This window comes from bacterium (genome assembly GCA_036382775.1).
Taxonomy (GTDB): domain Bacteria; phylum Hydrothermota; class Tepidihabitantia; order SM23-42; family JAOAFX01; genus DASVHD01.
The window spans coordinates 50,701-64,483 of record DASVHD010000036.1; the positions used below are offsets into that span (position 1 = coordinate 50,701).

General features: G+C 51.1%; 15 protein-coding genes and 1 tRNA gene. 11 read left to right on the forward strand and 5 right to left on the reverse strand.

What is annotated here, in order from left to right; genetic code table 11:
• Positions 1-40: 40 nt before the first annotated feature.
• The 6 genes from VF399_09375 (at position 41) to VF399_09400 (ending at position 5,915) form a co-directional block, all read left to right on the forward strand.
• Positions 41-1,039 carry a hypothetical protein gene (locus VF399_09375; GenBank protein HEX7320549.1) on the forward strand — a complete coding sequence of 333 codons (999 nt, stop codon included), beginning with the start codon at positions 41-43 and terminating at the stop codon, positions 1,037-1,039.
• 18 nt (positions 1,040-1,057) lie between these two features.
• The gene (locus VF399_09380; GenBank protein ID HEX7320550.1) at positions 1,058-1,906 is read left to right on the forward strand and encodes an NAD(P)-dependent oxidoreductase; all 849 of its coding nucleotides are present in this window, start codon (positions 1,058-1,060) and stop codon (positions 1,904-1,906) included.
• A gap of 78 nt (positions 1,907-1,984) precedes the next feature.
• Positions 1,985-3,424, forward strand: coding sequence for a radical SAM protein (locus VF399_09385; protein ID HEX7320551.1), 1,440 nt, complete (start codon positions 1,985-1,987; stop codon positions 3,422-3,424).
• Positions 3,421-4,494 carry a hypothetical protein gene (locus VF399_09390; GenBank protein HEX7320552.1) on the forward strand — a complete coding sequence of 358 codons (1,074 nt, stop codon included), beginning with the start codon at positions 3,421-3,423 and terminating at the stop codon, positions 4,492-4,494. Before VF399_09385 ends, VF399_09390 begins: the two co-directional genes overlap by 4 nt.
• The gene (locus VF399_09395; protein ID HEX7320553.1) at positions 4,491-5,648 is read left to right on the forward strand and encodes a 4-phosphoerythronate dehydrogenase; all 1,158 of its coding nucleotides are present in this window, start codon (positions 4,491-4,493) and stop codon (positions 5,646-5,648) included. The genes VF399_09390 and VF399_09395 overlap by 4 nt, the downstream gene beginning before the upstream one ends.
• A gap of 195 nt (positions 5,649-5,843) precedes the next feature.
• Positions 5,844-5,915, forward strand: a tRNA-Gly gene (locus VF399_09400).
• Positions 5,916-6,164: 249 nt separating this feature from the next.
• Here the strand turns inward: VF399_09400 and VF399_09405 are convergent.
• The 3 genes from VF399_09405 to VF399_09415 form a co-directional block, all read right to left on the reverse strand.
• Positions 6,165-6,326, reverse strand: a complete 162-nt coding sequence (locus VF399_09405; protein HEX7320554.1) for a hypothetical protein — start codon at positions 6,324-6,326, stop codon at positions 6,165-6,167.
• Positions 6,327-6,353: 27 nt separating this feature from the next.
• Positions 6,354-7,064, reverse strand: coding sequence for a hypothetical protein (locus tag VF399_09410; GenBank protein ID HEX7320555.1), 711 nt, complete (start codon positions 7,062-7,064; stop codon positions 6,354-6,356).
• A gap of 169 nt (positions 7,065-7,233) precedes the next feature.
• Complete coding sequence (locus tag VF399_09415; protein HEX7320556.1) at positions 7,234-7,596, reverse strand: cupin domain-containing protein; 363 nt, start codon at positions 7,594-7,596, stop codon at positions 7,234-7,236.
• Positions 7,597-7,782: 186 nt separating this feature from the next.
• Between VF399_09415 and rsxC the strand changes: the two genes are divergently transcribed.
• The 5 genes from rsxC to VF399_09440 are packed head-to-tail and all read left to right on the forward strand — an operon-like array spanning position 7,783 to position 12,285.
• Complete coding sequence (gene rsxC, locus VF399_09420; protein ID HEX7320557.1) at positions 7,783-9,072, forward strand: electron transport complex subunit RsxC; 1,290 nt, start codon at positions 7,783-7,785, stop codon at positions 9,070-9,072.
• A complete protein-coding gene (locus VF399_09425) occupies positions 9,069-10,157 on the forward strand; it encodes an RnfABCDGE type electron transport complex subunit D (GenBank protein ID HEX7320558.1) in 1,089 nt (362 codons plus the stop codon). The genes rsxC and VF399_09425 overlap by 4 nt, the downstream gene beginning before the upstream one ends.
• Complete coding sequence (locus VF399_09430) at positions 10,154-11,065, forward strand: FMN-binding protein (GenBank protein HEX7320559.1); 912 nt, start codon at positions 10,154-10,156, stop codon at positions 11,063-11,065. Before VF399_09425 ends, VF399_09430 begins: the two co-directional genes overlap by 4 nt.
• Positions 11,062-11,676 carry an Rnf-Nqr domain containing protein gene (locus tag VF399_09435; GenBank protein HEX7320560.1) on the forward strand — a complete coding sequence of 205 codons (615 nt, stop codon included), beginning with the start codon at positions 11,062-11,064 and terminating at the stop codon, positions 11,674-11,676. Before VF399_09430 ends, VF399_09435 begins: the two co-directional genes overlap by 4 nt.
• A 24-nt stretch (positions 11,677-11,700) precedes the next feature.
• Positions 11,701-12,285: an Rnf-Nqr domain containing protein gene (locus VF399_09440; GenBank protein ID HEX7320561.1), complete on the forward strand. Its 585-nt coding sequence runs from the start codon at positions 11,701-11,703 to the stop codon at positions 12,283-12,285.
• 254 nt (positions 12,286-12,539) lie between these two features.
• Here the strand turns inward: VF399_09440 and VF399_09445 are convergent, their stop codons facing one another.
• Together VF399_09445 and VF399_09450 are read right to left on the reverse strand one after the other, a co-directional pair.
• Entirely contained in the window at positions 12,540-13,034 is a 495-nt protein-coding gene (locus tag VF399_09445; GenBank protein HEX7320562.1) for a hypothetical protein, read from the reverse strand.
• A 58-nt stretch (positions 13,035-13,092) separates the two neighbouring features.
• Complete coding sequence (locus tag VF399_09450; GenBank protein HEX7320563.1) at positions 13,093-13,782, reverse strand: DUF4384 domain-containing protein; 690 nt, start codon at positions 13,780-13,782, stop codon at positions 13,093-13,095.
• Position 13,783 lies beyond the last annotated feature (1 nt).

Below are 13,783 nucleotides of genomic sequence, written 5' to 3' on the forward strand. Positions count from 1 at the left end.
TATGAGTTAAGATATATATTGTATATAATATATGGAATTTTTGGATAGAAACTTAAACGGTTCGGTGTTCATATGCGCGGGAGAACCATCCGGCGATCTCTATGGAGCGTATTTCGCTGATCTGATCAAAAAAGATCATTCAAAAATAAAGTTCTATGGTATCGGCGGACCCAGAATGGCCCGGTCCGGTGTTGAGATCCTTGGTGATTATCAGGGAATGTCCATGATGACCTTTGGATTTTCCGCTGGTTTATCAGGGATCGTCCAAAATTACCGGGCGTATCGCAAGATCTGCCGTTTGATCCGGAGAACAAAGCCGGAGACCTTTATCGCGGTCGCTTACCCGGGCGTGAACCTCCTGCTTGGCAGGTACGCGAAAGATCATGGAATGAAAGTCTACTATCTCATGCCGCCCCAGATCTGGGCGTGGGGCGCTTTCAGGAAATATTTTCTGAAAAAATGGACCGACCAGGTGATATCGCTTTTTCCGTTCGAGCACCGGTTTCTTCAGCAACTGGGCATGCATTCCATCCTGCTGGAAAATCCACTCCGCCAGGAATTGCAGAAATACCGGCGCCGCGATCACAAGAAACGCATTGGCTTCATGCCTGGTTCGCGTCCCGGCATGATCAGGCGGAATATGACCGTTATACAAAAGTTAGCGGCTGCCATGAAAGCTCAAAAAGCCGGCGCTGGCACTGAATATGTTCTCATCTTTCCCCCATCAATGGATAGCTCCCCGTTCCCGCTTCCCAGCCCCAACCCATTCATTATATCTTATGATCATTACCAGGCAATGCGCGACTGCGATCTTCTGGTCACCTGCTCGGGCACGGCGTCCCTGGAAGCCGCGTTCATGGGTATCCCCCAGGTCTTTTTCCATCGGCCTTCGTTCTTTGACTACCACATCGCCCGGCATTTTATCCGCTTGAAGGAATACAACCTTGCGAACCTGTATTTTGAAAAAAAAATTGCACCATCATATATCTGCCGGAGCATCAAAGACCTGGTCGCGCTGTTGACTAAGCACCTGATTTGAGGTATAATTAATCAGGCAATGGAAATCGCTAACCTGGTGACCCATCCTTTCGGCATCGGTGAAAAACTTATTTTAGAATTGATGAAGCAGGGCGAGACCGTCCACACGGTCTACGCTTCGCCCAAGGACGTGCCCATGTCCTTGCTCGGCAAACCGCGGTTGAAATGGGGATTTTACAAGTTCGAGGGCGACAAGGATCTGAACATGGAAAAAGGCCTACCCCGGAAAGTGGAGACTGTTTTCCATATCTTCGACCTTTACGGCGGTTCCATCCCCCGACTGATGATGGCCAACACCATGACTACGGTCCTACTCCTGGATTGGGCGAAAAAGGTCGGCGCCAAACAGTTCATCTTCGTTTCCACGGGCGAGGTTTACGGTAATGGCAGGGCGTGTTCTGAGACCACGCCATATAACCCCCGCAGCGCCTACGCAACCACGAAATTCCAATCCGAGATCATTTCGCGCTATTATAGCCGGAGCATTGCGCTCAAGACCGTGCGGCTGTTCTTCCCTTTCGGAAAAGGCATGAACCAGGGATACATACACAACCTAGTCGAGTCCGTGAAAACGAACGGCACGATCGAAACCGAATACGGAACGATAACGCCGACCTACGCAGATGACGTTATCGGACCGCTGATCAAAGTCCGCGGTGTCAATGACGTCATCGGCTTCAATTTCTGCGGGAATCCCATGGCTGTGGCCGACGTGGTCAAAGTCATTGAAGGCGCGCTCAACAAAACCGCCAAAAAAGTCGTCATGGGTAAGGCGGAGTTGACCGGGAACAATGCCAAGGCGAGAGAATTGCTCGGATTCAGGGAAACGCCGTTTGACCAGGCAGTGCGGCAATCGTTCGGTTCCTAAATCCGCGGTTTTGGCTATGATCCATTCTTTGATCCATCATTAGATGCATCATCCTCTGTTCACAGCCAGTCTGCCATTATGATCGACATCCTGCTGGTCAATCCCCGGGAAACCGGAAGGTTCTTTGAAAAAATGCCGCCGCTGGGCCCGGCATCGATCGCCGCAAACCTGGAAAAAAACGAATACTCGGTAAAGATCATCGATTTCGAGATCGAAAAGCAACCGCTTGAATACTGGTTGAACCGTTTTCATCCGCGGTTTCTTGGTATCTCAGGGACGACCCACACGCGTTTTGAAGCGTTCCGGCTCGCGCGTGAAGCCAAGGCCTTTGATAAAACGATCACCGTCGTTTATGGCGGCGTTCACGCCTCATGCGCTGCGGTTAACACGCTCAACAAAATTCCTGAGATCGATTTTATCGTCCGCGGCGAGGGTGAAGAGACGGTCGTCAACATGATCAAGGCGTATAAGACCGACCTTGACTTCTCCATCATCCGGGGGCTTGCTTACCGGGGGGATGGCGTGATAATTGACAACCCCCAGGCGCACCGCGCCGATCTTAATGACCTCCCCATGCCCGCGTACCATCTCCTTGACATGAAACGTTACTCGCTCAGGATGCCGTTCAATAACCGGAAAGGGATCTCCCTGATCACGTCGCGCGGCTGCCAGGCGCGATGCACCTTCTGCTCGGCAAGCCATATGTTCAGCCATCTGGTCACGACAAGATCAGCTCCGCTCGTGGCCGACGAGATCTCCCGGCTTTTCACGGCTTATGGTTATGAAGCGGTCAAGATCTTCGACAGCACATTCACGATAGATCGCGATCACGCGCTCGGATTCTGCCGTGAGATCACAAACCGCGACCTGAAATTCCCCTGGGAATGCGAGATCAGGGTTGGTACGGTCGATATAGAACTCCTCGAAAAGATGCAGGAAGCGGGCTGCTATCATGTCGACGTCGGCATCGAATCCGGCAGCCAGAAGGTCCTCGACCTGATGCGCAAGGGCATAACCGTGGAACAGGCGCATGATACTCTCCAGCTGTGTCATAAGATCGGTCTCAAGATCAAAGCGTTCTTTTCCTATGGACATATCGGCGAAACCATGAAAGATGTGGATATGACCTTCGCCTTCATTGAAAAGCATAAGGACATGATCGACGTGGTCGCCAGCGGCGCCGGCGTGAGGATCTATCCCGGAACATATCTGGAAACATACGCCCGCAAGAACGATCTGCTCCCGGCTGATTTTGAGTGGAGCCTGCCGTACGAGGATGAGCGACTCGAGTCGATCTTCCAGACGCCATCCGTACCGGTTTTGATCCAGGCGCAGCTGGGGTATGCCGAACTGGAGAAGATCGCGCTCCGGATATATGGTAACCGATATCGCGGCTGGGACGGATTCAAGCTTGGGCTGACCAAAGTGACCGATCCGGTCAAGCTGCGTAAGTTAACCCGGGTCATGAAATTAAAGTTGAAGGATAGATTTAAAAAGCCAGATCCAGACAAAACTTGAAGATCCTGCACGTGACGTTCGAGAATTTTCAGGATGTACCCGGGCTCCTGAGCCGCAGCCACGCTTTTTTCGGCGATCAGGGAGCATTGGTAACGATGTCGCGCTCAAAACTGGGGTTTCCGAACGGCATTCTGCTTAATTATCCGATGCTGAACTCGCCGGTCATACGCCGCATGCGTTCGCTGACCGGCCGGGAGAACGTGAACGTGCCGGGCGACCGGCTCAGTCTGCGCATCCGGGGAAACCACTGGGGCAAGCGTCTTTTTCTGAAAACACGGGACCTGCTTTGGCTCCAGCGCCTGCATAATGCGTGGCAGCAGGATGAACTCGATAGTTATGATATCTACCATTTTGACGGTGACATGCCGTTCATCTTCGGTGACCGGATCCTCAAAAAACTAAAGGACAAAAAAAAACACCTGGTAACGCACTTCTTCGGCACTGATCTGCGCAAATGGGGTATGAACCCCTATCTCAAAAACGATGCCGAGCTCAGGTTCACGTCCGAGGTTGACCATACAAAGATCGATCCTTCATTGATATTTGTGCCCATACCTTACGAGGCTGACCGCGTGATGCCCCGGGATAGTGAAAACGCAGTTCTCAGGATCGGGCATTCGCCGACCCGGCGCACCGCTAAAGGTACGCAGGATATCATGGATTCGATCGCCCGGATCCAGCGAAAAAGCAAGCCCAGGTTCGAGTTCGTGCTCATCGAGAACGTCTCCCACCGCCGGTGCATGGAGATCAAGGCGACCTGCGACATCGGCATTGACCAGGTCGGGAATTACGCGGGCACGGCGTATGGCCGGAGCGGATTGGAATTCCTCGCCCTTGGCAAACCGACGATCACCGAGATACCGGATGAATATGAACATCTTCTACCCGGCCATCCTTTTATAAAAGCCACCAAGGATACTCTGACCGGCGTGATCGCAAGGACGCTGGAAAATGGCGATCTGCGGCGGCAAAAACGAAAACAGGGTATTGACTGGGTTAGAACATTCCCCCATCCCCGGCGCATCATCTCCCTCATGTATGATGAATACCACAGGCTGGGTTGGAAGTGAACATTGTCGCCGATGAGCAGATCGCCTTTGTCCGTGAAGTATTCAGCCGCATCGGTAAGGTCCAGACCCTGCCGGCTGGCGCTATCACGGCAACGGCGGTGCGGCATGCCGACCTGCTTATCATCCGATCGGTAACAAAAGTTTCGGACGCGCTTCTCCGCGGTTCACGGATCAGGATCATCGGTACGGTCACGAGCGGTATTGACCATGTGGATGCCGGTGCCCTGCGTGGCCGCAGGATCAAGTTGATCCGCGCGCCGGGCTGTAACGCGCGGGCAGTGGCTGAATACGTCCTTGCCGGCATCATTGCGGTCGCGGAAAAAAAGGGTTTTGTACTGAACGGCAAGACCATTGGGATCATTGGCGTCGGTCATGTAGGGTCCCTGGTCGCCCGGTTCTGCCGGGCCATGGGAATGAAACTGATGCTTAACGACCCACTGCTCGCGGCAAGATCAGGAATTAAAAAACACCGGTTCAAACCGATCGCCGAGATCCTGAATAATGCCGATATCATTACCCTGCATGTGCCCCTGACCACTATTGGCAGATACGCCACCCGGCATATGGTCAATGATGAATTTTTCGCGCGGTTAAAGAAAAAAGCCGTCCTTATTAACACATCGCGGGGAGCGGTCATAGATGAAAACGCTCTGATCAGAGCCATACGGATGAGCAAGATCAGCGCGCTTGTGCTTGATGTCTGGGAACATGAACCCGGGATCAACCGTGCCGTGCTCGATATCGCCGATATCGGAACTCAACATATCGCCGGGCATTCATTCCTGGGCCGGCTTCGCGGTACAGCCATGGTCTATGACCAGTTCTACCGGGTCCTTGGTCTTAAAAGTTCAGGGGGCTGGTCTCCCCTGAGCCTTGCTCCGGCAAGCCGTCTCCAAACCGTATCAGTTACGTGGCGCGAAAATCCGGAGGAAGAAGCAATCCGGAAACTTGTTCATAAGATCTACGATCCAGTGTCAGATGGCCGTAAATTGCGAAAGTATCTGAAATTACCGCGGTCAGAGCAGTCCCGGTATTTTGAACGCTTGCGCGATTCTTATCCTCTACGCCCCGAATTTGGAGAAATCCGGATCGCCTGCCGGCAATGTCCTGAAGGTCTAATAAAAAAGTTGACCACACTTGGGTTTATCGTCTGAGCATTGTCCAATCCCCCCCACCCTACGCTCCTCCCACAGGGACACCAATTATCATGAAAGGTCCTTTTCCACGTCGCCCTCGAGGGGGGAGGAAAAAGGAGGGGGTGAATTTTTTGTTTATGATAGGTTGTTGTCTGTTACTGGATTTACCGCGCATTGACATTTTTGCGCGATTGCATATAATATAAGTTATTCGCGGGAGTAGCTCAGTGGTGGAGCATCACCTTGCCAAGGTGAGGGTCGCGGGTTCAAATCCCGTCTCCCGCTGTAAATTCGGCCCACAGTCACCAAACGTAGTGCAGGTGAATGTGGTAGCCGAATTTAAATCAGCCTTCCTAATATCTTTATCAAAGGACTGATTTAGTCTCGTCCTCATCATTATTATAACAATAGAAAAGACGAGGCAACATCCCGTTACTGCGGTCTTTTGCAGTAAACGGGATTTCCTATTTATATGATAAAATCGAATAATAACGAATAATACTAATTCGTAACATTCGCTTTTCTTATTCCTCTTTATGTCGGGAACCGGTTTTTGCTTTCTTCTTCCTTCGCCTTTTCTTCCTTATGCTTTCTTATGACATCTTCCCGTCGCTTCTGTTCGCCTTTTTGCAGCGCTGAAATGATGATCCACAGCACCGCCAGAACGATCACCAAGCCGATTATGATAAATAGCATATTAAATACCTCCTCTTATTAGCATTGTTATTTCTTTTCCTTTTGTCCTTCATCCTTATCTTTATCCTTACCCTTCAGACCTTTGATCATCCGGTCCAGCCATTGAGACATTTGTTTTTGTGATTCTTTCTGTTGTTTCAGTATCTTTGGTTCTTTGTCCCGGTCATGGACCGACGGATCATAAAGGCAGTTCAGAAGATCGGTTATCTTCCAGAGAACCGGGATGATCAGAGTTGGTGCGTAGACATCGACACTGCGCAGGTGAATAGTGTCGTTCCGCAACTGTCTGATGAGCTCGATCTCTTTCTTGCCGATCCGTTCAGGCAATACTCCGTTCTTTTTCAGCCACTTGAGGATCGACCATATAGACGAGTTGACCTCTTCAAAACCAACCAAGACCCAGCCTTCCCACAGCCGCTGCATTACGATATCGTAATTCCTGTTAACGATCAGCGATTCCTTACCGCGGATCAAGTGGCACTTGTCAGGCAGACCACCGATGAACCGGTCCCTGATCGCCGTTTCGGTCAGCAGAAAAAGGTATGCGGCGCAAAGCGAATAGAATTCATATTCATAATACCCATATAGGCATATTTGCTTGGCGAAATCGAGCAATTCACGGGTCCGGGCCGGTACTTTGTTGCTTACTGGCACCTGAGATAAGAGATCTTTCAGCGTATCAAGATCGATCCCGTGTTCTAAGTTCCGTTTATCAGGCTGGCATAATGTCTTCGCCATAATATTTATTTGTTTTATTGTATCGATTTTCTTGAAATAATCAAGACGTAGATGGGAGTTAAGCCATAAGGCTTTTATTAAACTCTTACGAGTTAATTCCTTTCATCCCTTCATCTCCTTATCCCTGCTTCCCTGCTTCTCTTCTTCTCTTCTTCTCTTCATCCCTGCATCACTTCATTATTTCTTCGCACTCCGGTTCCCAGGCTGGATCAACGATGCATAAAAAATCAAGCGTTCTTTTCCCGATGTTTTCCACCCATTGCACCGTACCCGGCGGAATATAAACCGCATCGTTCTCCCTGACCACGTTTTCCTCTTTGTCAATATGCATAATGCCGACGCCCCTGAGTACATAATAGATCTCAGAATACTTCAGTTTGTGCGGTTTGGTCTTTTGCCCGGTTTGAACCTGCGCCTGGGCTAGACTGTAGCGGATGTTCAAATTGTCTTTTTTAGGATTGAAGACTTCCCGCAGGAATGACCCGTCACCGACGGTGAATTGTTTACAGTCTTTCAAATTTATTATTTTCATCTGTAATTCTAACCATATTATATTAAAAATCAAGATAATAACACCTGGTCTTTCAGGTTTTTCTGGTCTAGCCAGTCTTTCTGGTCTAGCTGGTTTTTTAATTTTTACCTGATATCCTGATACTCTGATATACTTTTTTATTATTCCCGTCATTGATTTTTTCTTGTACGCGTATATAATCGCTCTATGTTCGATCTATTCGCATCCGGACTTAAACTGAAAAGCCAAAAGATAACAAGCGGTCAGGCGATCGAAGTCATGCCCCCGCCAAAAAAAGTTCATATCCCATTTTCCCAGCACCAGGGCAACCCAGCCCGGCCTGTCGTCAGCATCGGCGATCATGTCAAAGCCGGCACCGTGATCGCAGAGGCCGAAGGGTTTGTATCGGTACCAGTGCATGCCAGCATTTCCGGCACGGTCACCGCCGTTCAAAGGCACCCCCATCCGGTCCTGGGACATAGCCTGGCCTGCACCGTGGAAGCGGATGAAAGCGATGAATGGAAAAATCCTGCGCAGACTCATCAATCCTATGAAAACCTTCCAGTCCCGGAACTGCTCAAGAAGATAAAAGGAGCCGGTGTGGTCGGCCTGGGCGGCGGTGCCTTCCCGACCCATGTAAAACTTGCGCCCCCCGATGACATCAAGATCGACACGCTGCTTATCAACGGCTGTGAATGCGAACCCATGCTTACCGCAGATTACCGCCTTATGCTGGAATACCCGGTGGGCATCGTGGAGGGCGCGAAAATATTCCAGAAAATACTGGGGACACCGAAACTTGTCTTTGTGCTCGAAAACAACAAAACCGGCGCTGCCCACGCCCTGGAAAAAGAAGGGGCGGTAGTGCGCATCATAAGAGCACGCTACCCGGCTGGTCATGAAAAACAACTCATCAAGAGCGTTCTAAGGCGCACCGTGCCTCTCGAGAAATTACCCTGGCACGCCGGTTGTGTCGTTCAGAATATCGCGACCTGCCATGCCGCGTTCCAGGCGATCCGTTTCGGCAAACCGCTGATCGAGCGGGTAATAACGGTCTCGGGCGAAGGGGTCAGAGAACCGAAGAACATCATGGTGCGCATCGGGACACCGCTCGAAGATATCATAAACTTCTGCGGCGGCTATGCGGCGAAACCGCGGAAAATAATTTTCGGCGGACCGATGATGGGTATCGCCCAGTTCGCTCCTGACGTGCCGGTCATCAAGTGCACGACCGGCATAATCGTAAAATTACGGGAACGTTCTGAACCGGAAACCTCCTGCGTCCGGTGCGCGCGGTGCGTCGATGTCTGCCCGATGAAACTCATGCCCTGCGAAATGGTCAAATATGTCAAACACAACGAATTCAACAAGGCCGATGATCTCGGTACGCGCGCCTGCATTGAATGCGGCTGCTGCGCTTATGTCTGCCCGGCTAAGATACCGCTCGTCCATTACTTCAAATACGGCAAGACCGAGATCCAGAGAATAAGGTCATGAAACAAACTAAGGACCAGGGCCCTGGAACGAGTCGGTCCCGGTCTGGGGACCGGGAAAACGATCTGCTGACTGTATCAGCATCGCCACACATGCGCGCGCCCTACAGCACGCGCCGGGCAATGCAGCTGGTGATCATTGCGCTGGTTCCCGTCTTTGCGGCCAGTGTGTTTTTCTTCGGTTACAAAGCCCTGCTGGTCACGCTGGTAAGCGTCGCGTCGTGCATCGGCTGGGAAGTGCTTAGCCAGCGAGTCATGAACCGGCCGGTCACGGTTTCTGATGGCAGCGCGGTCATCACCGGCATGCTGCTGGCATTTAACCTGCCGCCAGGCGTGCCGTTATGGATACCCGTTGCCGGCTCCTTTTTCGCGATCGTCGTCGTGAAGCAGCTGTTCGGCGGACTGGGCAGCAATTTTGTGAATCCAGCCTTAGCTGGACGGGTGTTCCTCATGGCATCCTGGCCTGCCCTGATGACAACCGGGTGGCTGGCGCCGGCTTATGGTACGGTATCGGGCATGGACGCGGTCACCGCCGCGACGCCGCTGTCGCTGATGAAAAATGCCGCGCTGTACGGCGATCCGAGCTATATTATCCAGGGCCTTAATTCATGGTCCACCCTGCGGCACCTTTTCCTTGGTTCGGTGGGCGGTTGCACCGGCGAAACATCGGCGCTTGTGCTCATTATAACAGGCTTGTTCCTTGTCATAGTCCGATTGACCGATTTCCGGATTGTCACCGGCTATCTTGCAACTTTTATCGTTCTCGTCCTTGTTCTGCCGGTCCACGGGAACCTTTGGTTCCAACTTTTTTCCGGAGGACTGCTCCTGGGTGCTTTCTTCATGGCAACCGACTGGGTAACAACGCCCGTGACCAAAACCGGACGCTGGATATTCGGGATCGGCTGCGGCATTTTTACGGTCTTGATCCGTTTGTGGGGCAGTTATCCGGAAGGCGTATCCTACGCCATTCTACTCATGAATATCTGCACGCCGCTGATTAACCAGCTGACCGGGGAAAGGATCTTCGGCACACCGGCGCGCATACCGTTCTGGACGCGTCATATTAGATCAGTGGAGGTAAAAAAATGAAACTAAGTGGAAAAGTGATACCGCTGATCATGCTGGCTGCGGTCATTTGCCTTAGCATTTTTGTACTATCATTCGTCTATGCCTTTACCGAAGCGCCGGCCGATACAGCAGCCAACAGGATCGCTTTCGCTGACCTTCACCGGGTAATCGACGCTTACGATTTTGTATCGATCAGACCCGATACGGTATGGCAAGCCGTGGATTCGACAAAAAATCCGGTCGGGATCGTATTTCGCCTTTTTCCCAAGGGCTATGCAGGGAAGATCCCGGTCACGGCCGGCATCGATCTCGCAGGGATCATCACCGGGATCACGATCGCCGGTCAGGGAGAGATCCTCAAGGAAACACGCGGTCTGGGCAGCCGCATCCTTGAACCATGGTTCGCAGAGCAGTTCAAGGGCAAATCCGAATACCAGGTTAAGCTCAAAAAAGACGGCGGGGACATCGACGCGATAACCGGCGCCACTGTTTCCTCGCGGGCGGTCTGCAATGGTATCAACAAAGGCACCGCCGCGTTTAAGTGTTTTCTCGCTGACACGACAAAGAAAGGTTTCATCAGCAAGGTGCTCCCGGATGCCGGACAGACGATCGATATTATCAAGGACACCGCGTGGTACGCCCTGCGGGGCTGCGATACCCTGGGCATCGCGTTTGTCGGGTTCTGCTTCGGATACCTGGACACGATCTCGTTCCTGGTCGGCGTGGGCAGGGACTCGAATATCACGGGTATCGAGATCCAGCAGTCACAGGAAACCGAGGGAATGGGTGAGCTGATCAGAGAGAGCGAGTTCCTCGATAAGTTCAAGCAGGGAAAACCCGAAGCCATTACCGGCGCGACGATCTCTTCAAGCGCCGTGATCAAGGCTGTCGATGAAGCGATGAAGCGCTTCATAGTTTATATCAAGTGAAACAACCCGCGCTTATCCCGTTTTCAGCCGCTGACACAAAAGAAAATCCCTCAATGTGCTGGCTCCTGGGTCTGTGTCCGGTCCTTGCAGTCACAACTTCGACCATAAACAGCATCGCGATCAGCGCTGTTTTTTTCATCGTTCTTGTCATGACGAAACTGGCCATGGCGGTGACCAGGAAATGGACTGATCCCGGTGCCGGCATCACTGTTTTTCTGCTCCTGATCATAAGTTCAACACTGACCGCGACCGCAGATATGGGCACAAAGACATTTTTCCCCGATTTGCACATCTCACTGGGTATATACCTGTCATTGATCGCCGTTAATTGTATGATCATTTCGCGACCGAATAAAAGGACCATTACTGACGCTTTAAAAACCGGCCTGGGTTATGTAGTGATCATTGTGATCATAGGAATCGCGCGGGAAGTGCTGGGCAAGGGCACCCTGCTCGGTGATACAATACTGGGAAGCGGTTTCCGGGCATCACCCGTATCATTCTTTATTCTGCCGTCGGGCGCTTTCCTGGTCATGGCATTTATAATTGCCTTTATCAATTCACACCACGGACAGCGCAAACTACAAGAACAAAACCGTGGTAAAACATAAAGAATAGACTGTATGCAGGCGGCCATGAAGTACGCATGGTTCATCATCATAGGGTCGGTCTTTGTCAACAACCTGATCCTGGTGCGGTTCTTGGGGATATGCACGCTTTTCTGTCCCGGCGCGAAGCTGAAAGAATTCCTCAAGATCAGCATAACGCTCATGGCGGTCATGATCGCCTCATCATGGCTCGGCTGGATTGCCTACTACGGGATCCTGAAACCCTTGAACCTGATTTTTCTTAAACTCCCCGTGTTCGTGCTGCTTACCGCCGTTTTGGTGCAAGCAGCGGTCTTTTTCTTTAGGAAAAAAATGCCGGGTCTGCACGTGTTACTGGGTGGTTATCTGCTTTTATTCACAGCTCATTGCGCGGTACTGGGGATAATATTACTGGCTATTGAACAAAACCTGGATTTCCTGCAGACCACAGCATTCACCCTGGGCAGCGGTCTGGGCGGACTCCTGGTCATGCTGGTGTTCTCTGCGATCAGGGAAAGTGTCAAATTCGCACCGGTTCCGCGCGCGTTCAAGGGCTACGCTATCGACTTTGTTGCCTTAAGCCTTATGTCTCTGGCGTTTTTGGGGTTTATCGGCTTTCTGGGAATATTTTAACAGTTTAAACCAATACAGAATTAATTGAATTTTATTTTAGAATTGATAATATTGTAAAGCTCATCGTGCGATGGTTTTTAATCCAATTAGTTGGCTCTGGTCTTTTATCGACTGGCGGATATGTAGTCCGCTGGCCGGCTAGCCTTTCGAATACTTCCGATATTCTATTGATTTTGAAGTGCAGAATGCAACAAAAATTTCAGAAAATTACTGATTTATCCAAACAAAACTATATTCGACTGCGCATAATAAAATTATTTACCCGGCCCGTGCTTTGACGGCGGGACCGTCTTTTTGGGTTCGGCTTTCCGCGTTTTACTGTCCTTGTCCTCGTCTTTGTTATCATCCTTATCATTATCTTTATCTTTATTATTATCCCGTCTGAACAGGTCCTTGAACTTTGACTCCAGCTGCTTTATCCTGTCAAAATCCTTTTCCCGCTGGTCATTGACGTTGTTCGAATCGATGTCGATGATCTTGTCGCCGTTCTTGTCCGTGATGTTCTTTATCTTGCCCTTGAGGTCGAATTTCACTTCCTTGCCTTTTTCATCTGCATCATTCTTGTTATTGTCATCCTTACCCTTGCCTTCTTTGATAATATCTCCATCCTTGTTGGCCTCTTCGTTCTTTACCACGGTTTTTGTATTACCGTCGTCTTTAATGTTTCTGGCCGACTTGGGCACCGGCTGGACCGCAAAGGACAAACTCAGCAAAAGCAGTAATGTCAGGAGTAATATTTTTATCTTCATGGTCGCTCCTTGAATTATAAGGAAATTACATGCCTTGTCAACCGTTCGCGCGGACATGTCATTCCTCCCAAAGTTTCACGAACACGCGCCGGTGTTCACCCGGCTCAAGATAGATCCTGCGCGTGAGGGTCCGGTACCATGTCTTCCTGATCCTCACGACGTACTCTCCGGGTTTCAGTTCGATCGTGTACGGCGCCTTGCCGACGTATTCCTCATCACCGGTCCCGACGTTTTCAATGTAGATGCGGCATTTCTTGGGGTTCGAGACGATCCGCAGCAGGACCGGCTCCGGTTCTCTGATATTCAGTTCCAAAGACCGCCTGACCACATCGTCTGTAACCGCCTCATCGCTTTCATATTCCGGCACGTCTTTTGTCGACACCAGCAGGACGATCGTCTCAGTGCCTCCTGGACCGTTGACTTCGTACTCGAAATTGTCGTCCGGCGATGGCAGCTCGTAGACTCGGCCGGCTTTGACCCATCCTTCTTCTTCATCGTCTGCCGACGGGAACAGCCGACTGCGCTCGCCCGAAACCTCGATGTCGTAGACCGCCACATAGCAGTCGTACGGAACCCTGAAATAGATCTTGAGCTTGTCGCCGGTCTGGTACGTCAGGTCACCATTGTTTACCCAGAGCTCGATGCCGTCGCTGCTGGAAAGGGTCGCGGGAGACCCGCCCGCACCGGACGGGTCTCCTGCAGGGTTTAGGGAGGCGATCAAGCTAAGGACCAGCAATATTGCGTTCATT

Bases quoted from the DNA above. Each gene is read 5' to 3' on its own strand.
- VF399_09380 (HEX7320550.1), top strand. From the start codon at position 1,058: ATGGAAATCGCTAACCTGGTGACCCATCCTTTCGGCATCGGTGAAAAA.
- VF399_09385 (HEX7320551.1), top strand. From the start codon at position 1,985: ATGATCGACATCCTGCTGGTCAATCCCCGGGAAACCGGAAGGTTCTTT.
- VF399_09405 (HEX7320554.1), bottom strand. From the start codon at position 6,326: ATGCTATTTATCATAATCGGCTTGGTGATCGTTCTGGCGGTGCTGTGG.
- VF399_09410 (HEX7320555.1), bottom strand. From the start codon at position 7,064: ATGGCGAAGACATTATGCCAGCCTGATAAACGGAACTTAGAACACGGG.
- VF399_09415 (HEX7320556.1), bottom strand. From the start codon at position 7,596: ATGAAAATAATAAATTTGAAAGACTGTAAACAATTCACCGTCGGTGAC.
- rsxC (HEX7320557.1), top strand. From the start codon at position 7,783: ATGTTCGATCTATTCGCATCCGGACTTAAACTGAAAAGCCAAAAGATA.
- VF399_09425 (HEX7320558.1), top strand. From the start codon at position 9,069: ATGAAACAAACTAAGGACCAGGGCCCTGGAACGAGTCGGTCCCGGTCT.
- VF399_09430 (HEX7320559.1), top strand. From the start codon at position 10,154: ATGAAACTAAGTGGAAAAGTGATACCGCTGATCATGCTGGCTGCGGTC.
- VF399_09440 (HEX7320561.1), top strand. From the start codon at position 11,701: ATGAAGTACGCATGGTTCATCATCATAGGGTCGGTCTTTGTCAACAAC.
- VF399_09445 (HEX7320562.1), bottom strand. From the start codon at position 13,034: ATGAAGATAAAAATATTACTCCTGACATTACTGCTTTTGCTGAGTTTG.
- VF399_09450 (HEX7320563.1), bottom strand. From the start codon at position 13,782: ATGAACGCAATATTGCTGGTCCTTAGCTTGATCGCCTCCCTAAACCCT.